This window comes from Streptomyces sp. NPDC028907, from assembly GCF_055564995.1.
This window is the reverse complement of the sequence record NZ_JBVHVE010000022.1, coordinates 20,368-41,767: the sequence shown is the minus strand read 5'-3', so window position 1 is coordinate 41,767 and position 21,400 is coordinate 20,368. Positions and strand designations below refer to the sequence as shown.

The window sequence follows — 21,400 nt, the reverse complement described above, 5'->3', positions numbered from 1 at the left end:
GACGCGGCCGTGTAAGTGGTGCGATGCACCGGTCCAGCAGCCTCGGGGCCGTTGGCGTCGACGTCGGTTCTGCAGCCGGGCACATCGCCGGCGGTACGGGGTTTTGTCGGCGGTCGGGAGGTTCCTCGACAACCTCTAGCCGGTCACGTCATGCACCAGCTGGAATCACAGCCGGAGTCCCAGTCGTCGAACGGCAGCGTGTCCACGCCGTTCGGGGCGAGGCGTTACCGGAACACCGGCAGCGTCGCCATCAGCCGGTCGAAGCGGCGGCGGCCCGCTCGGCGAGCAGGGCATCACGCAGCTTGCGCGCGTTCGCGGGCGAGGTGCGGATCGCACGACGGATGCCCTCACCGGTCACCTTCGCGTCCGGCCAATCGGCGGTGGCCTTGCGTGCCTCATCGAGCAACTGATCCGGGGTGCGCTTCGGGCGGGGCGCTCGGGCCGCCTCGGGGAGTCGACCAGTCGCCCGTCGACGCGGGGTCGACTCCGCCGGAACTGTCGTGCGCACGGGCGCCACGACCGCAGGCTCGATCGGGGCGGCGATGGCGGGCAGGGGCTTGATGGGGGGAATCGACTTGCCCAGGTCGACCGGGACCGGATCCGGCACCGGCAGTCGGGTCAGCGTCACCACGGGTTCCGGGGTCGATTCCCGCAGCTCAGCCATAGACCGTTTCATTGCGGTCTCGGTGGATTCATCCACATTCGCCCCCACTGCTGGATCGAGGGCGGGGGCCGGGGCCGTGCCGCCGAACATCGACGCGAGCGCGGCATCAGCACCGGCCGTGACCCGATCGCGCTGCACCTCCAGCAGCCTCGATCCGAGCGCCACATCCCCGACACCGACCCTGCGCGCCAGACGCCACGACGTCCGATCGGACCGCTTCCTGACACGGTCGCTCGGATGCTGCGTGGCGCGGGCCCGGTGGTAGGCGAGCGCCTGCACCAGATCGGCGGTGCGCCGCTCGTGCTCAGCGTCACGCCCGTCGGTGTGGACCACGATCCGCCGCGCGAGGAAGGCCATGCCCTCCGCCGATACGGACATGCCCATCGGGGTCAGGGCGTAGATCACGGTGCGGCCCGCATCGGGGGCGGCCATCGCGCCCATGACAGCGGCAGCAGCAGGCAGCGCCCACAACCCTATGCGGACGATGCGCGGCGAGGACTGGCCCAGCATGGTCAGACCGAGCAGGACCAGGGCGAGCACGGCGGTAGCGCCCTCACCGGCAGCGAGCGCACCGAGCGCGGTCCCCTTGCCGTAGGAGTGCCCGATATTGCTGTACGTGCCGATACCGCCGAACACGCCCGTGCCGAGCATCGGCACGAACGCGGCCGCCAGCACACCGATCTGAACACGGGTCAGCTTGGTTGCGCTCAACGGAACCACCCCCGCTTCTTCGGCTTGACCTCGGTCTCGGCACGGCTTGCGGTGTCCCGCAGCGCCTTGCCGCGCGACCTCAGCCGGTCGGCCTCACGCTGAGCGCGGGCGGCCTTCACCGGATCGCTGTAGTCACGCCCCTGGCGCCCGTACACGTCGGCGGTCATCTGCTGCCGTTCCGACTCCTGCTCAGCCTGGTAGGCCATGCCACGCAGGCGCGGCGCCTGCTGGGCGGCCCACTGCAGTTCCGGGGTCTGCATGTCCTTGAACCGGCGACCCATTACGCGGCACCCCCGAGTGTGAGCAGGGCGGCGAGGATGAGCAGGGCGCCACCGGTCAACGTGAGGTCGACCGCGCGGCGCAGGCAGGTGAACTTGACGACCGCGAGCCGGGACAGCCCGGCGATGTCGGCAGCCAAATCAGTCGCGACGGCGGAGGTGATCTCCTCGGCCGTGAGCGTCGCCCACAGCGGGAAGCCGTGCCGACCGCGCACGTTCGGCCGCGTGGAGCGCAGCAGCAGACCAGCAGCGGTGACCAGCAGCGCCATCCCGAGCCCGCCCACGACGGCGGCGGGTACGGTCAGCGGGAGGTCACGGGCGACCGTCCAGGTACCGGCGAGCACGGCACCCACGAACGCCAGCAACAGGCCCGCCTTGGCGTCCGTCCGCGCAATCTCCGCCTTCACCTCAGCGTGCGCGGCCGCCAGGCTCCGGACGGTGGTGCTCATGCGGCACCGCCCGGCAGGGTCACGCCAGCCGTGCGGTTGGCCACGTCGCGCCGGGCGGTGAGCACCCGGTTGCGTGCGCGGCGGATGCGGCGGGCGTCCAGCTCGGTCGGCGTCCGGTCGAGGGTGATGATCTGCGCGTCCAGCAGGTCGACCTCCGCCAGGATGACGGGCAACTCCTGCTCGATCGCGTCCAGCTCCGCATCCGTCGGCTCAATGAAGTCGACGAACGCGGTAACAGCGTCCTGAACAGTGACGATGGGCTTCATGGGTCGTGTTCTCCCTGCAAGGTGGCAACGGCCCGAACCGCGCCCCCGGTGTTCGAGCACCGGGGGCGCTTGCCGTTGAAGTCGGAACATCCGGCTCCCCACGCCCCGCCCGTACGGACTCCGCAGGTGCGGGCCCGGACGGCCGGGGGAGGCAACCGACGCGGCCAGAGCCGCCGCGAGGGCTGGAAGAGAAGCGGACCGAGCTACTGCACAGGCGACGCCGGCCGGTCCATCACGGCGAGGCCCAAAGCTGTCGTTGAGGCATCGGAACTCCTGAAGATCGAAGGAACGAGGAACTGCACTGCAAGGGGGACCACGTCCCCACACTCCGGCCGTTGCTCGCGGTCGCCGGGCCACCTCGCCAGTACGGGCCGAAACCCTGTTCCACCTGGCCTTTAGCGGGATTGCAGCGTCCCCGCCCTCTGCATTCGTGTGGCCCGAAGGCAGCCCAAAGAAGGCCCCTTCCGACCCGCTGTCCTAGGACTGCGAGCGGCCTGAGATGACGATGGCACGCTGTCCTAGGACTGTCAACAGTCCTAGGACTGTGGTTCACTGGTTCGCGTCGAGAGGAGTGCTGCGTGGCACCGAAGTGGCGCGAGCTGGCGGACAAGTTCGCGGAGCAGATCAAGGGCGGTCAGTACCCGCCGGGCGCCCAGTTGCCCCAGATCAGAGAGCTAGTCGAGGCCGGGGAAGGCTCAAAGGAGACCGTCCACAAGGCATACAAGGCCCTGGAGGCTGAAGGCCTCGTGACGTCGACGCGCGGACACGGCACCGTCGTGCGTCCACGCACTCCGCTCAAGCGGCTGGGCATCGCCCGGTACGACAAGGTGAAGTGGCGCGACGGCGACGAAGTCGCGTTCATCGCTGACCGCGTCGCATCGGGACGGGCGTACAAGCGCAACGAGCAAACGCAGACCGTGAGTCGTGTCGAGGCAGACAGCCTTGTAGCGGAGGGGCTGGGTGTCCCAGTCGGCTCCGATGTGTACGCACGCGCCCGACTCGTGAAGGAAGGGACGCAGCCGACTCACACCCTGACCAGCTACTACAGGCCGGAGCACGTCGAGGGGACACGCATCGTCGACCCCACCCCGGGGCCTGCCGGCCGTGGCGGCGGATTCCGAGTCCTCTACGACGCCGGATACGAGATCGACCACATGCGGGAGGCACTGTTCGCCCGTGTCCCGACGGCGGACGAAGTGCAGCTCCTGCAGCTCCCCGTCGGTGAGCCCGTAGTCGAGCTGCACCGGACCACGTACACGGCAGATGGCACGGTGGTTGAGTTCGCGGTGGGCCTCCATGCAGCTTCCCGCTTCGCGTGGGAGTACGACTTCAAGGTTCCCGACTCGGCACAGGACAGGAAGGGGCAGGAATGATCTCGGCACAGGCATGGGCGGATGCTCGACTCCTGTGGGACTACCACTTCATGCACCACGAGCCACGGCCGTGTTCGGTGGCCGTGGGTCTGGGCAGTCACGACCTCGGTGTGGCCGACGTGACAGCGGATCTGTACCACCAGGGCATGGCGCCGGTCATCGTCTTCACGGGGGCCACCAGCCCTACGACCCGGGCGCGCATGCCGCGTGGTGAGGCTGTCCACTACCGAGAGCGGGCGTTGCAGCTAGGGGTGCCAGATTCCGCAGTACTCCTGGAACCGCGTGCCACGAACACGGGCGAGAACATCGAGTTCACGAAAGCGGTGCTGGCGGAGGTCGACGTCAAGGTCTCGTCCGTCCTGCTCGTGAGCAAGCCGTACGAAGAGCGGCGCTCGTACGCCATGATGCGGAAGAAGTGGCCCGAGGTCGAAGTGGTGTGCGCGTCCACATCGATGGGCCTGGAGGAGTACGCCGACTCCATCGGGGACGCTCGCATGGTGATCGACATGATCGCGGGCGCCCTGCAACGAGTGCTCGTCTTCCCGAGGCTGGGCCTGGCCATCGAGCAGGATGTCCCGGCCGCCGTCGTAGCCGCCTATGAGCGGCTGTGCATTGACGGCTTCACTAGCCGACTCATGCCGACCGACGTTGCTGCCCGTCCTGGCGTGTAACGATCGGCATGCGGGGCACAACGAGGGCCATTGAGTCACGGTTTCCGCAAAAGAAATCGTGACTTCGGCCGGGTAATTCTAGAAGGGGAGGTCGTCTGAATGTTCTCTCACGACCTTTGCCCAATCCGCAAGTCCGGACTCATCGAGAAGCTGGGCGTACTCCTCGTGTTTATCGTACTCGATGGCCTTAGCGATTTTGTGGCGCGCTTCGTTGGAAATGCCGGACTTTTCTAGCTCCTGGGCGACAGTTCGGAGTCGGTACTTGTCGCTGGAGCCGATTCCTACCAGGATTTGATCTACGTCGTCCTGTTTTCCTGCCTTCGAAAAGTGCTCCAAAACCTCTGCGACGCGGTCTGCGCGTCGATTTGAACCGATGGCGCGTAAGAGGCGCAAGCTGTCGCTCTTTAGTGCTGCCGCCCGCAAATGATTTATGATCTTTTCTAGATTGGGGGCTAAATACCAGGTCGCCGCTCGGGTCAGAAAATCGTCGACATGGTGACCCAGTTTCTGTCGCCGGAGTCCGACGATGATGGCTGGTGAGGCGCTAGCCCCATGCTTCGGGGCCACTAGGCGTACTAGCTGACCAACTGTAACCGTGTTTTCGTGATTCCTTCTGTCTTGTTCCCAGGGAATGTCCGATGCTGCGTGGTAGGGAAACTCATCCTCTAGCGCTCTAAGAACTTGGACGACAGCGGGCGGGGATTCTTCAGCTGCTTTCTTCAAGAAGTCTGTGATCGTCATCTCGGCGTCAAGCATTCCTCGAATGACGGAGGGAAGCCAAGTGGCGGGTGGATTTCCTCTATTCTGCGATATGAGCTCGACTAGGTCGTGCATTTCTGCTTGCCTCAACGGCCCGATGTCGTACAGAACTTCGCTTTTCTCGTGTGCTGCGCTGGGCTGGGTAGGTTGAGACTTTGCTTTACTGGTCGCCGCAGCTATGACGATTCTTTCTCGCCAAGTCTCCTGGGAGGTCTCTCTGGCGGGGAGTGAGATGTTGTTCTCTCGTGCGTGTTCAGCTATTGCCTCAACAATTGAGAGTGCCTGTGGGAGGTTTAGTGAGCTGGCGCCCGCGAACTTTTCCTGAATTGTGGACCGGGCCATGCGCTGTCGTCTGGATTGACGCGCGATCAGTCGTTCCAAGGACCGGTACGAGGGGTTGCCGGCACTAGCTCGCAGTGCGCGGAGCTGAGCAGCCAGGTCCATCCATGGCTCCGTTCAGATGACGTCCGGGGCCGTCCGGGTCTGTCCGGAGGCGTCCGCCTTTGGCTGCTGGAGCCTATGCCAACTGGCCCTACGGAGTCCGGGTGTTGCCGGAAGTGGCCGCCTAGGTCGCGGTCGCGCAAGCGGACAGGCATACCTGTTGGACAGCAAAGCCCCGCTCTCGACATTGACTGGAGCGGGGCCTCACCTGAACGAGCCTCGTGGCGGTTACCTAGCAGGCTCGCGGAGTTAGGAGGACACGGAAGATGGAGTCGCAAAGCCCTCCCACCGAGGAGCGTAACGACAGCGCGCCAACGTGGGGCAAGCTGTGGCTGGTTGTCTTGCCACCAGTCACAGGGCTGATCGCCGCCATGGCGGCCTTGATCACCGCGATTCGCAGTTAGTTGCAGGGTGCTCACGGTTGGATCCGCTGACATCAGCGGCTGACATCAACAGCGGCGCACACTGAAGCACGTCGACCGGCTGCTCTGGTGGACACAACGCCCTGCATGGCATCGCTTTAGGCCGTCACCGTGACACATGGGTGACGACGCACCCGCCTACGGATCAGAAGGTTGCAGGTTCGAATCCTGCCGAGTGCACACAGACCAGAGGCCCCGGAGAGATCCGGGGCCTCTGGGTTTTTCGGGTTGCCGGAAAGCCTGTTGGCGGTGCCGAGGTGCCGGGGGCTAGTCCAGGATCCCCAACTCGCTGTCGGGGCGGCAGAACGCGCACGGTTCGATGTTGGGGTCGGTGAGGGCGGCGCGGGCCTCGTGGGGTCTGATCGGGTGGGGGGTGCCCTCGGTCATCGTGCAGTCGGTCGTGTGGATCACGGCGGGTTCCGGGCCGTCGGGCGTGCGCTTCTGCTGGACGACGTAGGTGCCGGGGTGGCCGGGAGCGAAGGAGGGGAGCGTCGGCCGGCGTCGTTCGGGGGCGGGCGGTGTTCGGGGGGCCTCCTCGGCGCCGGCGAGTGCCGTGCGTACGGCGTCGCTCTGGAGTCGCAGATAGATGCCGACGGTCTCGTTCTCGGCGATCCGGGCCTCGAGGTAGGCCAGGATGGCCCGCAGGCGTCGGGCGTCAGGCGGTAGCGCGGCCATCGCCCGTACCGTCGCCGTGCGCGGTGGAGATCCTCACCTCCAGCTCCCTTCCCCACGGCCCAGGCTCCGGAGCTCCCACCATGCCGCCGGTGTTCTGCCGCGCTCCTGCCAGTAGGGGTGGAAGAGGACCGCGGTGGACAGTTTGTTCAGGCGGCGGCGCAGCTCGGTTCGGCCGGGTCGCTGGGCGAGCTGGTGGTAGGTGTGGCACCACTCCTGCTGTGCCTGGACCAGGTCGTCGGGGAACGGTCGCGGTCGCATGGCTGGATTCAATCATGTGTTCGATTTTCTGTGCCATCGCGACGCCGTGCCCCCGTGTCCCCGGTGTCCCCCGTAGGCGTCGGGGCGGTCGGGCGCACTGGCGGTGGCTGGTCCGGGACGAGTCGTGACAGGGCTTCCGCGAGGTCGTCGCAGGCATCCTGGAGGGCCCGGAGGGTCTGGTCGCGTTCGGCGACGATCGCCGAGAGGAGGAGGGCCGTCAGGGCCACGGTGCCGTTGAAGGCCTGGAGGATGACCATCTTGGCGAGGAGGTTGTGGCCGACGAAGGGGCCGGAGCCGATGGCACCGGCGTGGATCGCGATCAGCGAGGCGATCAGGGCGCAGGGCGCGGCGCCGAGGAGTTGGAAGCGGAAGGCCGCCCAGATCAGGAAGGGGACGACGAGGAAGAGGAGGTTGATCGAGGTGCGGGTGGCCAACACGGCGACCGCCGCCGTGCCGCCGAGCAGGAGCAGGGCCTCGGCCCAGCGCCACACGGGCGAGCCGCGGGGCAGCCGGGCGGTGCGGGCGGCCAGCAGGAGCGGTGTGATGAACAGGACCCCCATGGCGTCGCCGGTCCACCACACCGACCAGGTCGGCCAGAAGTCGTCGGCCGACAGCGCTTCGGAGGCCACCAGGACGCCGGTGCCGATCGTCGCGCTGAGCAGCATCCCGGCCAGGGCGCCGAGGAAGACCAGGGCGAGGGCGTCCTGGAGGCGGTCGAGCGTGGTGCGGAATCCGACGCGCCGCAGCAGGAGGCAGGCGCAGATCGGGGCGATGGTGTTGCTCGCCGCGATGGCGAGGACGGGGAGGATCGACGGCCCGAGCGTCACGTTCACCACGAACGCCCCGAGCGCGATGGCCGGCCACATCCGAAGGCCCCACAGCATCAGGGCGACGAGGGCGATGCCGGTGGGCGGCCAGAACGGGGTGACCTGACCGCGTACGAGCTGCTGCTCCAGGCCGAGCTTGGCGCTGCCGTAGTACGCGGCGGTCACGGCGGCCAGCTTCAAGGCCTCGGTGCCGTACTGCCGGAGCCGCCCGTCGGACGCCAGGTCGGTCATCCCGGCTCGCCGCCGCTTCCCGATCGTTCCCCGAGCCTTCCGTGCCGCAGGACCAGGACGGCGGCGTCGTCGTTGTGGCCGGTGAGGTCGGCGACCTTGATCACCTCGGCGGCCAGTTCGTCCGGGTCGGTGCAGCAGGCGTCGCCGACCAGTTCGGCCACCTTCTTCATCCCGTCCTCGAGCGGGTACTCGGGGCCCTCCACCACACCGTCGGTGAGCAGCACGAACGCGCCCGGCTCGGTCAGCATCCGGCGGGACGACGGGTAGTGCTCGCCGGCGTTGATGCCCAGGGGCAGACCGCCTTCGTTCAGGACGATCTCGCAGCGGCCGTCGGTCGTGGCCCAGACGGCCGGGACGTGTCCGGCGCGGGCGTCGCAGAGCTCTCCGGTGGCCGGGTCGAAACGCAGGAACGAGCAGGTCACGAAGAGTTCGGTGGCCATCGCGACGAGCAGGTCGTTCGTACGGCCCAGCACCTCCGCCGGGTCCGTGGTGGCGGTCGCGACGGCGCGCAGACAGGTGCGCACCTGTCCCATGAGCGCAGCGGCCTCGACGTCATGGCCCTGGACGTCCCCGATCGCGAACCCCACCGAACCGTCCGGCATCACGAAGCCGTCGTACCAGTCGCCCCCGATGTCCAGCCCGACCCGTGCGGGCGTGTACCGCCCGGCCGCGCGCAGATACGGCAGCACCGGGAGCTCCGCGGCGAGGACCTGGCGCTGGAGTGCGGCGGCGAGTTCGACGCGGGCCTGCTGGAACTTGATCTGGTCCAGTATCCGGCCGGTGAGATCCCCGAGCTTCTGGAGCAGCTCTCTGGTGGCACCGGCCGAATCGGTGCGGCGGTGGGCCATGGCATCACACTCCGGTTCCTGCGGAGCGCCGCGCCATATGCGGCGTTCTCACGGTACTCCCGTGACGAGAGGGGCTCCCTCCTCAGAACTCCTGGTCCCCCCAAGCAAGCGCGTCCAGATCGCCGTCGAAGTCCTCCCCCAGGCCCGCCACGCCCGGGAACATCCCCTCCAGGGGGTCCGGCGCCGTCGGCTGTACGGCCTGTTCCGTCCAGATGCACTTGCCGGTCGGCGTGTACCGCGTGCCCCACCGCTGCGACAGTGCGGTGACCAGCTGGAGCCCGCGGCCGCCCTCGTCCGTCTCCGTCGCGCGGCGTATCCGCGGCATGGTCAGGCTGCCGTCGAAGACCTCGCAGATCAGGTTGGCGTCGTGCAGGAGGCGCAGGCGCAGGGGGCCCTTGGCGTGGCGGATGACGTTGCCGACGAGTTCGCTGGCCAGGAGTTCGGTGGTCGGGGTGAGGTCCTCCAGGCCCCAGGCCGCGAGCTGCTTGCGGATCAGGCTGCGGGCCTGCCCCGCCGCCTTGGGGTCCTTGGGCAGGGGCCAGGAGGCCATGCGGGAGGTGGGCAGCGCGTGCAGGCGGGCCAGCAGGAAGGCCGCGTCGTCGGCCGCCTGGTGGTCGGCGGGCAGCAGGGCGGAGGTGACCCGCTCGCAGAGGTGCTCGAGGTTCGTCACCGTGCCGTCCGCGTGCGCGGTGCGCAGGACGTCCGCGAGCGCCGCCATGCCCTCGTCCATCTCACGCTTGGACGACTCCACCAGGCCGTCGGTGTACAGCACCAGCACGCTGCCCTCGGGGACCGGGATCTCCGTCGTCTCGAAGGGGGGCTCGGCCGCGCCGAGCGGCGGGTCCGCCGACAGGGGCGGGAACACCACGGTGCCGTCGGGGTGCAGCAGGGCCGGGGGCGGGTGGCCCGCCCTGGATATGGAGCAGACGCGGGTCGTGGAGTCGTAGAGCGCGTACAGACAGGTCACGTACGACTCCTCGCCCATGCCGCCGACGATGTCGTTGAGGTGGCTCATGATCTCGTCGGGCGGCAGTTCGAGGTCGGCGAGGGTGTGGACGGCGGTGCGCAGCCGGCCCATCGTCGCGGCCTCGGGCAGGCCGTGGCCCATGACGTCGCCGACGACCAGGGCGACCTGGCCACCCGACAGCGGGATGATGTCGTACCAGTCGCCGCCCACGTCCATGCCCTGCCCGGCCGGAAGGTAGCGGGCGGCCGCCGTGCAGGCGGGCAGGTCGGGCAGGTCGCGGGGGAGCAGGCTGCGCTGGAGCTCGCGGGACCGGGTGTGCTCGGCGTCGAAGAGACGGGCCCGTTCCAGCGCCTGGGCGACCAGGGCGCTGGTGGCGGTGAGCAGGGTGCGCTCCTCGTTGGTGAGGCGGCGCGGGTGGTCGAAGGTGACCGCGCAGACGCCGAAGGTGTGCCCCGAGGCGGTCAGCGGGAGCAGCGCCCAGGCCTGTTTGCCGGCGCGGGCGGGCAGGTCGGCGAGCTCGGGGTAGCGGGCGGCGAACTCCTGCTGGGAGGACATGAACGTCGGTGTGCCGGCCCGGACCGCGTCCCACAGCGGGCTGGGTTCCGTACGCTCGCGGCCGTCGAGGATGGCGAGGATGTCCGGCGGGTAGCCGACGGATCCGACGGTGTGCAGCCGCTCGCCCTCCACGGCCTGCACCACCAGGCCGGTCGCCTCGAACGGCGGCAGCACCCGGCGGGCGACCGCGTCCACCACGTCCTTCGAGGTCGTCGCCTTGGCCAGCGCGGCCGTCAACTCCGCTATCCGTGCCGCCCGTTCGGACGCCGCCCGCTCGGCGGACCGGCGCTCCTCCTCCAGCCGCCGCTTCTCGGTGACGTCGGTGAAGTAGATGGTGCGGCCGTCGGGGCCCGGCACGAACCGGAGGTGGCACAGGCGGCCGTTGGGCAGCCGTACGTCGAAGCTGACCGACTTCTCCGCGGCGGCGGCCTGCCGGCAGCGGATCTCCAGGCCGGGCACCTGCTCGGCGGCGGGCAGATCCCACAGCAGCCGGCCGAACAGCTCCTCCTCGGAGAAGCCCAGGGTGCGTTCGGCCTCCAGGTTGGCGAAAGTGATCCGCCAGTCGTCGTCCATCGCGAGGAAGCCATCGCTCATGTGACGCAGGGCCCGGCCGAGCGCGTCACGGGCGGACCGTGGCTCGTTGCTGTCCCAGCCGACGCCTATCATCCGGTGCGGCTCGCCGTTGTCGTCGTACGTCGCCCTGCCGCGGGCCTGCGTCCAGCCCCAACTGCCGTCCAGCTTGCGCACCCGGTACTCGGCCTCGAACACGCCGTGCTCCAGGATCGCCCGGTCCACCAGGGCCAGCGTGGGCGCCAGGTCGTCGGGGTGGACGCATCTCATCCAGTTCTCGACCAGGGCGGTGTACTCCTCCGGCCGGGTGCCGTACAGCTCCAGCGCGGCCTCGTCCCAGAGCAGCTCGCCGGTCTGGATGTTCCAGTCCCAGGAGCCGACGCTGACCTCCTTCAGGGCCTGGCGCAGCCGCTCGCCGTTCTGCTCCGGCTGCACGGGCCGGGAGGGGCCGGCCGTCGGCGGTGCCTGGACCATGCGTTCCTCGGTCCACGCGATGACGGCACGCAGGAACTCCCAGTGCTCGGGACTCGGTTCGCCCTGGTCGCCCATCAGGACGCTGAGGGCTCCGGTGCTGCGCCTGCCCCGGTACATCGGCAGGGCGGCGATGCCGGTGCCGGGCCAGGCGGGACTCGGGGCGTCGGGCGTCGGGGCGGCCAGGGAGCCGGTCGGGGAGCCGGTCGGGGAGCCGGTCATGGACCCGGTCGTGGTGCCGGTCGGGGAGGAGCCCGTGCGGGGGTGGGGCGGTGAGCCGGTCGAGGAGTGGGCCGGGGAGCTGAACGGGGAGGGGATCGAAGGGCCCGCCGTGGAACCGGTCCGGGAGCCCGCCGACGAGCTGGTCGGGGAACCTGGCGCAGGGCCTGCCGGACCGCCGGAGCGGGTGCCGGGCGCGGAACCGGTCGGTGAGCCGGGCACGGAACCGGTCAATGAGCCGGGCGCGGAGTCGGCCTTGGAACCGGCCGACCGACTTGCCCCGGCCACCCCACTCGCCCCGGACATTCGACTCGTCCCGGCCACCCCACTCGCCCCGGGCATCCCGGCCGCCCCCATAGGGACCCAGACCCCGCCCCCCTCGTGCAGCGCACGCGCCGGAGCCAGCGGGCCCTCCTGGTCGATGATCTCCCAGCTACGGGTGAGGGTGGCCGGCAGCCCGGCCGTCGACACCAGGCGCAGCGCGGACATCGGTCCCCGCAGATGGATCATGCCGCCCAGAGCACCCAGCTCGCCCACCGCATGCTGCAGGGCCAGCCGGAAGACCTCGCTTTCCGCGACACCGGGCGCCACCGTGCCAAGCAGGGTCAGCCGAGCGTTCATGTTGTGGACCCTACCGTTCCGCACTCAACCGAATCGATCGTTCGCAAGATCCTCACGCCCCGTACCCGGCCGGTCGACACGACGTCAACAGCCAATATCCAACGCTGAGTTGATGTACTCCGCTTAGCATCACCCGGGATCCCCCGACCCGCTGAGGAGTGTCATGGACATCGGCGTATTCATCCCCATCGGCAACAACGGCTGGCTCATATCCAAGAGTTCGCCTCAGTACCTGCCCACCTTCGAGCTGAACAAGGCCATCGTGCAGAAGGCCGAGGAACACGGGCTCGACTTCGCGCTGTCGATGATCAAGCTCAAGGGGTTCGGCGGCGAGACCGAGTTCTGGGACCACTGCCTGGAGTCGTTCACGCTGATGGCGGGCCTGGCGGCGGTGACGGACCGGATCAAGCTGTACGCCTCCACGCCGATCCTGGTCCTCCCCCCGGCGATCGTCGCCCGTATGGCCACGACCGTCGACTCGATCGCCCCCGGCCGCTTCGGCATCAACATCGTCACCGGCTGGGCGCCCGGCGAGTACTCCCAGATGGGCCTGTGGCCCGGCGACGAGCACTTCGGCAACCGCTACGACCGGGCCGTCGAGTACGTCACCGTGATGAAGGAGCTGTGGCGCGAGGGCGTCAGCAACTTCAAGGGCGAGTTCTACGAGATGGACGACTGCGTGCTGTCCCCGCGGCCGGCGGACGGGCACATCGACATCGTCGCGGCCGGTCAGAGCAACACCGGCATGCGGTTCGCGGCCGAGCACGCCGACTACAACTTCATCCTCGGCAGCGGCGTCAACACCCCGCTGGCGTTCGCCGACACCACGGCCACGCTGGTGGACGCGGCGCGCGAGACCGGCCGGGACGTCGGCGCGATGTCCCTCTTCATGGTCATCGCGGACGAGACCGACGAGGCCGCGCAGGCCAAGTGGCGCGACTACCACGACAACGCCGACCGCGCCGCCCTCGCGTACATGGCGGGCGAATCGGCCTCGGACACCAACGCCGACGACTCCTCGACCGCCCGCACCATCGTGCTGCCCGAGGGCGCGGTGAACTTCAACATGGGCACGCTGGTGGGCTCGTACGAGACCGTCGCGAAGATGCTCGACGAGGTGGCCGAGGTCAACGGCACCAAGGGGATCATGCTGGTCTTCGACGACTTCCTGGAGGGCATCGAGAACTTCGGCACGCGCATCCAGCCGCTGATGAAGTGCCGCCAGGCGTGAGCGGGTTACCGCGGCAGACGGACGCGGACGCGGACTACGAGCGGGCCGGACTCGCCGGGCACCTGGCCCCCGGCACCTCCCCCGCCCTGCTCCTGGTCGACCCGGCCCGCGCGTACGTGGACCGCGAATGCCCGCTCTACGCCGGGGTCGAACCGGCCGTGGAGGCGATGAGGGCGCTGCTGTCGACGGCGCGGCGAGCGGGGATTCCCGTGGTCGTCACGCGCGTACGGTTCCGGTCGGACGGCCGCGACGGCGGGGTCTTCTTCCGCAAGGTGCCGACACTACGGGTGTTCGCCGAGGGCAGCCCGTACGGCGACTTCATCGACGGACTCGCCCCGGCGCCGGACGAGTTGACGGTGACCAAGCAGTACCCGAGCGCCTTCTTCGGCACGGCGCTGGCGGCGTACCTCACCGCGGGCGGAATCGACACCCTTCTCATCGCCGGCCTGACCACGAGCGGTTGTGTACGTGCCAGCGCGCTGGACGCCATGCAGCACGGGTTCGTCCCGGTCGTGGCGGAGGAGGCGGTCGGCGACCGGGACCCGGACGTGCACGCGGCGAACCTCTTCGACATCCGGCACAAGATCGGTGAGGTGTGGCCGATGGCCCGGATCGAGGAGTACCTCGGAGCCGTACGGGAAGAGGAGCGCCCATGACAGCCGTGGCGCCCTTGACGACAGCGGTGGTCGCGGGCAACCCCAAGCCCGCCTCGCGCACCCTCGACGCGGCCACGAGGCTCGCGGCGGAGCTCGCCGGGCGGCCTCCGGCCACGGTCGTCGACGTGATCGACCTGGGCGCGGGGCTGCTGGGCCGGGGCGACGAGCGGGTGGCGGACGCCGTACGGGCCGTCGCGGCGGCGGACCTGGTGGTCGTGGCCAGTCCCACCTTCAAGGCGACGTACTGCGGGGTCCTCAAGCTGTTCCTGGACCAGTTCGCGACCGGCGACGGCCTGCGGGACGTGGTCGCGGTGCCCCTCATGCTGGGCGCGGGCCCGACCCATGCCCTCGCCCCGGACCTGCTGCTCAAGCCGGTCCTGGTGGAACTCGGCGCGATCACGCCGGCGCCCGGTCTGTATCTGAGGGACAGCGGTTATGCGACGGACGGGGTCATCGCGGAGTACGCGGGGCGGTGGGGGCCGGTGTTGAGGGCGTTGACGGTCAGGGCGCCGAAGGGCTGAGCCGGTGCCGCCTGAGCCGGGGTGGTCCGGGCCGGGGCCGCCTTCCTCCCCCGCTCGGCGAACACGAACAGCCGCAGCACCAGGAACCGTCCGATGCCGGCCAGTCCGGAGGCGGTGAGGTAGACGGCCTGTTCCCGGAGCAGCGTGGGGGACGGCTGGACCGTGTGCAGTACGAACATCGCGGCGGTCGTGGCGAGGTAGGCGGCGACGGCCGACCCGGAGGACTGCAGATGCTGCCGCAGGCCCGGGCGGCGTCCGGTGCCGAAGGTGAACAGGGCGTGCAGCTCGGTGCACAGGAGGGTGGAGGCGATGGTGATCTGGGCGTTCGCCAGCGCCCAGGGCATCGCGGCGGCCAGGAGGGGAACGGCGGCGCTGGAGAGGAGTCCGACACCGCCGCCGCACACGACGAAGCGGGCGAAGGAGGAGAGGGGGCCGGGTGTCGACGGGCTCGGCCTCACCGATCGGCTCGCCATCACCGAGTGGCTCGGTATCGACGGGCGCTGCGACTCCATGACGGTTTCCTTCCGGGCGGGCCTGTCCTCTGAGGGACTCAGCTCATCCCGGCGCGGCTTCAGCGGTGCCTCAGTCGGGCTTCAGCCGGTATCAACGGGGCTTCAGCCCGCGTCGACCGGTTCGGCCGGGATCAACCGAGGCCAACGATTCCGTTGTCCGCCCGTGGAAACGATGGAGTGCTCTGCCGAACCGATGGTGGGGCAGACCCCACCACGAGAGGTCGGGTATCCACTCGCCGGACCGCTCGTCAGGCCTTGTCCTGCACGCGGAGTTCGTCGATGTAGCCCTGCGCGAGGCCGGTCGTCCGCGTGAACCAGTCCGTGAGTACGGCGATCTCGTCGGTGGAGTAGTCGGCGAAGAGGTCGATCAGGCGCGCGTAGTAGGGGCCGTAGAGTTCCTCGACCCGGGCGACGGCGGCCGGTACGGCGGCTACGCGGACCCGGCGGCGGTCGTTCGGGTCGGGGCGGCGGGTGACGAAGCCGGCGCGTTCCAGCCGGTTGAGGATGCCGGTCATCGCGCCGGTCGTGACGTGGGCGTGCTCCGCGAGGTCGCCCGCCGTGAGCAGGTTCTCGCCGGCCTTCAGGACGCAGCCGAAGCAGAGCAGGTCGGTGATGTTCAGGCCCAGCCGCTGGGCCATCTCCTGCTGACCGAGCAGGTGGGCGGCGATGAGGGAGTCCATCGCGTCCAGCGCCTGGGCCGGGGTGGCGGTGGGACGCGGCGGCTTGGCTTGCATCTTTTCTAATTGCCTTAGCTCGTGAGAGATTTAGTCTCTAAACTTCTTACATCGTGAGGAAGTTTTGCTGCCTACGGGAGGGAGCAGGCACATGAGCCAGTATGACGAGGGACATACGGTCGCAGGATGGACCGGAACCGCGATCGCGACGATCGGTTCCGCCGTGCTGGGGGCCGGGGTGTGCATGGTGTCGGCCCCGCTGATCGCGGGCGGACTCGGCATCGCGGCGGCGAGCGTCCTCGTCACCTGGGCCCTGCACCTGTCCGGCTGGGGCAAGCCTCCGGGCGTACGGCCGCGGGACCAGTGGCGGATGGGGGCACGCGACCTGACCGCGCGGGCGGGGCATGCGGAGTGCTGGGGGTGCCGATTGGCGGGACGGGGCCGGGGGCGGGAACTGCGTACGGCTGAGGTGGCGGTCGTGGCCCCGGTGGTGGGGGAGCCGGAGGTGGCTGCGGCGGAGACTGGTCGCTGAACGGGCGTTGTCAGTGCCTGCCTCTACGCTCGGGAGCGATGGCACAGGCATGGAGATGCTCGGGGTTGCGGTGGTCGGCGGACGGCCCCGAACTGGCGTGGGACGGCGGTCGGCGCTCCCCGCTGACCTGGGGGAAACGGGTGGCCTTCGCGGTCACGGAAGGGGGAGTGCGGACCTGCGTGGGCGCGCGGGGGCACGCGTGTCCGCTGCGGGCGACCGTGCCGGGGCGCAGTACGGGGGCGCGCTGCGAGGAGTGCGCGCGGCTGGACCGGGCGCACTCGGTCGCCGCCGACACGATCGCGGACGACCCCCGTCCCTACCACGTCTATCTGGCCTGGTTCGGCCCCAGCATGACCAAGGTCGGCATCACCGCCCTCGAACGCGGCCCGGCCCGGCTGCTGGAACAGGGGGCGATCTGCTTCACCTGGCTCGGCGTCGGCCCCCTGATGGCGGCCCGCCGCACCGAGGAACTCCTGCGGGCCGCACTCCGGGTACCGGACCGCATTCCCTACGCCGACAAACGGGCCGTACGGTCCGCGCTGCCGACGTCGGCGGAGGAGCGGGCGACCGAGGTGGCGGACCTGCACGCCCGCGCCGTTGCGCTGCGGGGCTGGCCCGAGTCCCTCACCCGCGAGCCCTGCCAACCGGTCGACCACGCCGGGGTGTTCGGCCTGGCCGACCTGCCACCTGCAGTCGGGGCGGTGACCGAGCTGGTCGCGGGCGGGGTGGTGAGCGGGCGGTTGGTGGCCGCCGCGGGGCCGGATCTGCATCTGGAGACGGGCGCTGGTGGAGACGGGGGAGACGGTGGGGGCGGGGTGGTCGTGGTTGATACGCGGTTGATGACGGGGTGGGAGCTGGTGCCGGCGGGTGCGGTGGGGGGAGTGACGGTGCCGGTGCGGGAGTTCGAGGAGCGGGGGGTGGGGGTGCAGGACGGGTTGTTCTGAAGGGCTTGGCTTGTGCGTTCGCGGCGGGGGCCCAGGGGGGACCCCTCTGGGCCCCCGCATACGGAGCACGAGAGTCTTACGCCCGGCCGTCGGCTCGACCGGAGTCCGGTCAGAACTCCAGCACCTCGCGGTCGAGCGGATACCGGGCACGGTGAAAGCCCTCGTACGGCGAGGGCGTGATCGGCAGGACGCCGGTCGGCTGCAGGCCCAGGTTGTCGTCCCAGAGCCGGGGTTCGACCTGCCCGAGGACGCGGAAGTGCCGGAAGGTGAACGGCGGGCTGTCGGTCGGGAAGAACTCGGCTGTGGTCATCACCTGGAAGTGCAGGTGCGGCGTGGTCGAGTTGCCGCTGTTGCCGATCAGCCCGAGGACCTGGCCGGGGGCGACCCGGTCGCCCTCGCGGACTTTGAGCGAACCGGGCTTCAGATGGGCGTAGAGCAGGTAGCGGCCCGGCGCGACTTCCAGGGTGACGTGGTTGCCGACGGTGTTCTCGATCGGCGGTACGGGCGGCGTGACGGGCGGCGGGTTGTCCGCGATTCCGTCCTGGACCTCCACGACTCTGCCGCCGGCCGAGGCCACGACCGGCTGACGGTAGCTCAGGTAGCTGGTGAGCTGAGTGGGATCGCCTTCCCAGGTCTGCCCTTGCCTGCCGACCCGGTACCAGTCGATCGCGAACCGCTGCGGCACAGAGAAGCGGCCGTTGATCGGGGCGAGGCCGCGCCGGTGGTGGGTGTTGCCGCAGCACGACTCGCTGGAGTACCAGGTGCCGGGGCGGACCGGCGGGCCCAGGTTCAACGGCGGGGTGCCGGAGGTCGGGGTGGCCTGCACCGTCTCCGCGAAGGCGGAGGGGCCGGAGGGGGCCAGGACCGCACCCGAGAGACGGTGTTCGAGGACCTTGGGCACCGGCTGACCCCGGCCGAGGATCAGGTCGAGCCAGATGACCCACTGCTGGGAGCCCTGGATGACGGTCGGCGTCGGCGCCGGGGGTGGTGGGGTGTACCCGTCCGCGCCCGGCAGGGGGTCGCCCACCGGATTGGCTGCCGCGGCCAGTGCCTGCCCGCTCAGCGAACCGAGGACCCGGTGCGTGCGGGCGTCCAGGACGTCGACACGGTCGAGCCGCAACGGCGTGCTGCTGGGCAGTGAGCTCGTGGTGAGCAGTTCGTACGAGAGATGCGTCTTGCCGTCCGTGGCGACGAACGGCGTCGGCTCGGTCATCACTGCCGCCGTCAACGGCGTGAACTGTGCGCCGGGCGCCGGAGTGGTCGCACCGGTCCCGTGTCCGGGCGCCGGAGTGGCCGCGCCGGTCGCGTATCCGGGTTCCGCTGAGGCCAGCAGCATGCCGGCCGCGAGCACGGCAGCGGCGAGCCCGCGAAGTAGCGGGCTGCGGCCAGTGCGGTTGCGAGGGTCGCGCTCTGCCATTGCGCTCTTTCATCCGTCGGATCCGGGGCCGTGAAGGACACCGGCACGCCCCGCGCCGAGGCGCAGGCCCATGTAATCCGCCGGCGCCCCGCTCCGGTCGGAGGGCACCGAGTCAGGCGCCGAACTGCACCCGTCCAGCGGCATCGACCACGGAGTCCTCGCCTCACGGCGGCAGCATCGCCATTCCGCCGATGCGCCCCTGGCCAAGGACTTCCCCAGCACTCCCTGAGAACCTCCTGTGCGTTTCTCAGGGAAATCACAGGTTTCAGAAAGCGTGTTCTCAGAGGACCTCGACATCGTGTCCAGCATGACCACGACCTCGCCCCAGGGGCGCACCGAACTGCTGAGGCCGGACGGGAGCCCCGTCCGAGTGCTTGTGGTGGACGACGAGCTGTCGATCACCGAACTTCTGTCCATGGCCCTTCGCTATGAGGGCTGGCAGATCCGGAGTGCCGGTGACGGCACCGGCGCGGTGCAGACCGCACGGGAGTTCCGGCCCGACGCCGTCGTCCTGGACATGATGCTGCCGGACATGGACGGGCTGGCCGTCCTCGGGCGGCTGCGGCGGGAGCTGCCGGACGTGCCGGTGCTGTTCCTGACGGCCAAGGATGCGGTGGAAGACCGTATCGCCGGGCTCACCGCCGGAGGGGACGACTACGTCACCAAGCCGTTCTCGCTCGAAGAAGTCGTCGCACGGCTGCGCGGGCTCATCCGGCGGTCCGGCGCCGCCGACCGGCGATCCGACTCCATGCTGGTCGTCGGAGACCTCACGCTCGACGAGGACAGCCACGAGGTGTCACGAGCCGGGGAGAACATCCACCTCACCGCCACCGAGTTCGAGTTGCTGCGGTTCCTGATGCGTAATCCGCGGCGTGTGCTGAGCAAGGCTCAGATACTCGACCGCGTGTGGTCGTACGACTTCGGCGGGCAGGCCAACGTCGTCGAGCTCTACATCTCCTATCTGCGGCGGAAGATAGACGCCGGCCGGGAGCCGATGATCCACACCCGGCGCGGTGCCGGTTATCTCATCAAGCCCGCCGCGTCATGAGCGGGCGGCGACGACCGCTTACGCAGAGGAGACGAGCGGGTCAGCCGCGCACACTGCGGGCGCGGCTCGTCGTCGCGTCGGTGGTGCTGATCGCCGTGGTGTGTGCGGTGATCGGTACGGTGACGACGCTGGCGCTGCGTTCGCATTTGTACGAGCAGCTGAACGACCAGGTCGACGACGTCGGCAATCGTCTGTCGGGACCCATGAAGCCCGGCACCGAGGACGACCCCGACGGGAGGGACAGACTCACCGGCTTCGTCGAAGGACCGGCGCAGCCGAAGACCATCGCCGCCGAGGTCGGCACCAGCGGGACGGTCGCCCGGGCGTTCATCGCCGAGGCCTCCAGCGACGACGGTCCCTTCCAGCGGAACTCGGCCATCGCGCTCACCGACGAGCAGAAGTCCGCCTTCGCGAAGGTGCCCACCACGGGCATGCACACCGTCGAGGTCCCCGGCCTCGGCGAGTACCGGGTGCAGTACGTCCCCGGACCCGATGGAGGCGGCTACTACGTCGCCCTGCCCACCGAGTCGGTCACCACCACCATCAGCACCCTCATCCTCGTGGAGGTGAGTGTCACCGGCGCCGGCCTGGTCGCCGCCGCCATCGCGGGCTCCGTCCTCATCAGCGTGGCCACCCGCCCCCTCCGCCGAGTCGCCGCCACCGCCACCCGCGTCTCCGAACTCCCCCTCCACACCGGCGAGGTGAACCTCAGCGAGCGGGTCCCCGAGTCCGAGACCGACCCGCACACCGAGGTCGGGCAGGTCGGCGCGGCGCTCAACAGGATGCTGGACCATGTCCACGCCGCCCTGCACTCCCGCCAGCAGAGCGAGACGCGGGTACGGCAGTTCGTGGCAGACGCCAGCCATGAGCTGCGCACCCCGCTCGCCTCCATCCGGGGGTACGCCGAGCTGACCAGACGCGGAAGGGAAGAGGTCGGGCCCGACACCCGGCACGCGCTCGGCCGTATCGAGTCCGAGGCCGGGCGGATGACCCTCCTCGTCGAGGATCTCCTCCTGCTCGCCCGGCTCGACGCGGGCCGCCCCCTCCAGTTCGAGCAGACCGACCTGATCCCGCTCGTCGTCGACACCATCAGCGACGCCCGCGCGGCCGGCATGGACCACAACTGGCGGCTCGACCTGCCCGACGAACCCGCGCTCGTGTCCGCGGACGCGGCCCGGCTGCAACAGGTCCTCGTCAATCTGCTGGGCAACGCCCGTAACCACACCCCACCCGGGACCACGGTCACAGCCCGTGTTCAGCGGCGGGGTCCGTGGATGTGCGTGGACGTGGAGGACGACGGGCAGGGCATCCCGGCCGATCTGCTCCCGCACGTCTTCGAACGGTTCGCGCGCGGCGACTCCTCGCGCTCGCGTGCCTCCGGCTCGACCGGCCTCGGACTGGCCATCGTGCAGGCCGTGGCGACCGCGCACGACGGCGCCGTGACCGTCGACAGCGTGCCGGGACGGACTGCGTTTACGGTGCATCTGCCTGCGCTGCCCGCGCAGCCGCGGCCCGAAATGAGCTGGCAACAGCACTCACAGGCACAACACAGCGTCACCACATGGGCGGAACAGGGCGCCTGACAAAAG

Annotated in this window: 22 protein-coding genes; 9 read left to right on the top strand and 13 right to left on the bottom strand. The window is 69.7% G+C overall.

What is annotated here, in order from left to right; genetic code table 11:
• Window positions 1–250 precede the first annotated feature (250 nt).
• From ACZ4UU_RS41370 to ACZ4UU_RS41355, 4 genes are read right to left on the bottom strand one after another with little or no spacing between them, the layout of a single operon-like run.
• Window positions 251–1,315, bottom strand: coding sequence for a conjugal transfer protein (locus ACZ4UU_RS41370; RefSeq protein ID WP_471908673.1), 1,065 nt, complete (start codon window positions 1,313–1,315; stop codon window positions 251–253).
• Between the two features lie 56 nt (window positions 1,316–1,371).
• Window positions 1,372–1,656, bottom strand: a complete 285-nt coding sequence (locus ACZ4UU_RS41365; RefSeq protein WP_471908597.1) for a hypothetical protein — start codon at window positions 1,654–1,656, stop codon at window positions 1,372–1,374.
• Complete coding sequence (locus ACZ4UU_RS41360) at window positions 1,656–2,102, bottom strand: Pycsar system effector family protein (RefSeq protein ID WP_471908596.1); 447 nt, start codon at window positions 2,100–2,102, stop codon at window positions 1,656–1,658. Before ACZ4UU_RS41360 ends, ACZ4UU_RS41365 begins: the two co-directional genes overlap by 1 nt.
• Window positions 2,099–2,368 carry a DUF6284 family protein gene (locus ACZ4UU_RS41355; protein WP_471908595.1) on the bottom strand — a complete coding sequence of 90 codons (270 nt, stop codon included), beginning with the start codon at window positions 2,366–2,368 and terminating at the stop codon, window positions 2,099–2,101. The genes ACZ4UU_RS41360 and ACZ4UU_RS41355 overlap by 4 nt, the downstream gene beginning before the upstream one ends.
• A 578-nt stretch (window positions 2,369–2,946) precedes the next feature.
• On the opposite strand from ACZ4UU_RS41355, the gene ACZ4UU_RS41350 reads away from it, so the two are divergent.
• Both ACZ4UU_RS41350 and ACZ4UU_RS41345 read left to right on the top strand, forming a co-directional pair.
• Window positions 2,947–3,741, top strand: a complete 795-nt coding sequence (locus ACZ4UU_RS41350) for a GntR family transcriptional regulator (protein WP_471908594.1) — start codon at window positions 2,947–2,949, stop codon at window positions 3,739–3,741.
• A complete protein-coding gene (locus ACZ4UU_RS41345; RefSeq protein ID WP_471908593.1) occupies window positions 3,738–4,412 on the top strand; it encodes a YdcF family protein in 675 nt (224 codons plus the stop codon). Before ACZ4UU_RS41350 ends, ACZ4UU_RS41345 begins: the two co-directional genes overlap by 4 nt.
• A gap of 78 nt (window positions 4,413–4,490) precedes the next feature.
• Here the strand turns inward: ACZ4UU_RS41345 and ACZ4UU_RS41340 are convergent, their stop codons facing one another.
• From ACZ4UU_RS41340 to ACZ4UU_RS41315, 6 genes are all read right to left on the bottom strand, one after another.
• Window positions 4,491–5,513 (bottom strand): hypothetical protein, encoded by a 1,023-nt coding sequence (locus tag ACZ4UU_RS41340; protein WP_471908592.1) that lies wholly within the window; start codon window positions 5,511–5,513, stop codon window positions 4,491–4,493.
• Window positions 5,514–6,301: 788 nt separating this feature from the next.
• Window positions 6,302–6,709: a DUF6233 domain-containing protein gene (locus ACZ4UU_RS41335; protein WP_471908591.1), complete on the bottom strand. Its 408-nt coding sequence runs from the start codon at window positions 6,707–6,709 to the stop codon at window positions 6,302–6,304.
• 33 nt (window positions 6,710–6,742) lie between these two features.
• The gene (locus tag ACZ4UU_RS41330) at window positions 6,743–6,967 is read right to left on the bottom strand and encodes a hypothetical protein (RefSeq protein WP_471908590.1); all 225 of its coding nucleotides are present in this window, start codon (window positions 6,965–6,967) and stop codon (window positions 6,743–6,745) included.
• 8 nt (window positions 6,968–6,975) lie between these two features.
• Window positions 6,976–8,025: an MASE1 domain-containing protein gene (locus ACZ4UU_RS41325; protein ID WP_471908589.1), complete on the bottom strand. Its 1,050-nt coding sequence runs from the start codon at window positions 8,023–8,025 to the stop codon at window positions 6,976–6,978.
• The gene (locus ACZ4UU_RS41320; protein WP_471908588.1) at window positions 8,022–8,873 is read right to left on the bottom strand and encodes a PP2C family protein-serine/threonine phosphatase; all 852 of its coding nucleotides are present in this window, start codon (window positions 8,871–8,873) and stop codon (window positions 8,022–8,024) included. The genes ACZ4UU_RS41325 and ACZ4UU_RS41320 overlap by 4 nt, the downstream gene beginning before the upstream one ends.
• 82 nt (window positions 8,874–8,955) lie before the next feature.
• Window positions 8,956–12,276: a SpoIIE family protein phosphatase gene (locus tag ACZ4UU_RS41315; RefSeq protein WP_471908587.1), complete on the bottom strand. Its 3,321-nt coding sequence runs from the start codon at window positions 12,274–12,276 to the stop codon at window positions 8,956–8,958.
• 163 nt (window positions 12,277–12,439) lie between these two features.
• Here ACZ4UU_RS41315 and rutA point away from each other — a divergent pair, with 163 nt between their 5' ends.
• From rutA to ACZ4UU_RS41300, 3 genes are read left to right on the top strand one after another with little or no spacing between them, the layout of a single operon-like run.
• The gene (gene rutA, locus ACZ4UU_RS41310; protein ID WP_471908586.1) at window positions 12,440–13,507 is read left to right on the top strand and encodes a pyrimidine utilization protein A; all 1,068 of its coding nucleotides are present in this window, start codon (window positions 12,440–12,442) and stop codon (window positions 13,505–13,507) included.
• The gene (locus ACZ4UU_RS41305; RefSeq protein ID WP_471908585.1) at window positions 13,504–14,163 is read left to right on the top strand and encodes an isochorismatase family protein; all 660 of its coding nucleotides are present in this window, start codon (window positions 13,504–13,506) and stop codon (window positions 14,161–14,163) included. Before rutA ends, ACZ4UU_RS41305 begins: the two co-directional genes overlap by 4 nt.
• Window positions 14,160–14,684, top strand: a complete 525-nt coding sequence (locus ACZ4UU_RS41300; protein ID WP_471908584.1) for an NAD(P)H-dependent oxidoreductase — start codon at window positions 14,160–14,162, stop codon at window positions 14,682–14,684. The genes ACZ4UU_RS41305 and ACZ4UU_RS41300 overlap by 4 nt, the downstream gene beginning before the upstream one ends.
• Here ACZ4UU_RS41300 and ACZ4UU_RS41295 read toward each other — a convergent pair.
• On the bottom strand, window positions 14,597–15,157 hold the full coding sequence (locus ACZ4UU_RS41295; protein ID WP_471908672.1) for a GtrA domain-containing protein: 561 nt from the start codon (window positions 15,155–15,157) through the stop codon (window positions 14,597–14,599). The genes ACZ4UU_RS41300 and ACZ4UU_RS41295 overlap by 88 nt on opposite strands.
• 287 nt (window positions 15,158–15,444) lie before the next feature.
• Window positions 15,445–15,930 (bottom strand): MarR family transcriptional regulator, encoded by a 486-nt coding sequence (locus tag ACZ4UU_RS41290; protein WP_471908583.1) that lies wholly within the window; start codon window positions 15,928–15,930, stop codon window positions 15,445–15,447.
• A gap of 91 nt (window positions 15,931–16,021) precedes the next feature.
• Here ACZ4UU_RS41290 and ACZ4UU_RS41285 point away from each other — a divergent pair, with 91 nt between their 5' ends.
• Together ACZ4UU_RS41285 and ACZ4UU_RS41280 are read left to right on the top strand one after the other, a co-directional pair.
• The gene (locus ACZ4UU_RS41285) at window positions 16,022–16,402 is read left to right on the top strand and encodes an HGxxPAAW family protein (protein ID WP_471908582.1); all 381 of its coding nucleotides are present in this window, start codon (window positions 16,022–16,024) and stop codon (window positions 16,400–16,402) included.
• A 38-nt stretch (window positions 16,403–16,440) separates the two neighbouring features.
• Window positions 16,441–17,346, top strand: a complete 906-nt coding sequence (locus ACZ4UU_RS41280; protein WP_471908581.1) for a DUF2797 domain-containing protein — start codon at window positions 16,441–16,443, stop codon at window positions 17,344–17,346.
• Window positions 17,347–17,455: 109 nt separating this feature from the next.
• Here ACZ4UU_RS41280 and ACZ4UU_RS41275 read toward each other — a convergent pair whose 3' ends face one another.
• Window positions 17,456–18,763 (bottom strand): M23 family metallopeptidase, encoded by a 1,308-nt coding sequence (locus ACZ4UU_RS41275; protein WP_471908580.1) that lies wholly within the window; start codon window positions 18,761–18,763, stop codon window positions 17,456–17,458.
• Window positions 18,764–19,070: 307 nt separating this feature from the next.
• Here ACZ4UU_RS41275 and ACZ4UU_RS41270 point away from each other — a divergent pair, with 307 nt between their 5' ends.
• On the top strand, window positions 19,071–19,811 hold the full coding sequence (locus ACZ4UU_RS41270; protein ID WP_234763872.1) for a response regulator transcription factor: 741 nt from the start codon (window positions 19,071–19,073) through the stop codon (window positions 19,809–19,811).
• Window positions 19,808–21,394 carry a sensor histidine kinase gene (locus tag ACZ4UU_RS41265; RefSeq protein WP_471908579.1) on the top strand — a complete coding sequence of 529 codons (1,587 nt, stop codon included), beginning with the start codon at window positions 19,808–19,810 and terminating at the stop codon, window positions 21,392–21,394. Before ACZ4UU_RS41270 ends, ACZ4UU_RS41265 begins: the two co-directional genes overlap by 4 nt.
• The last annotated feature ends 6 nt before the right edge of the window (window positions 21,395–21,400 follow it).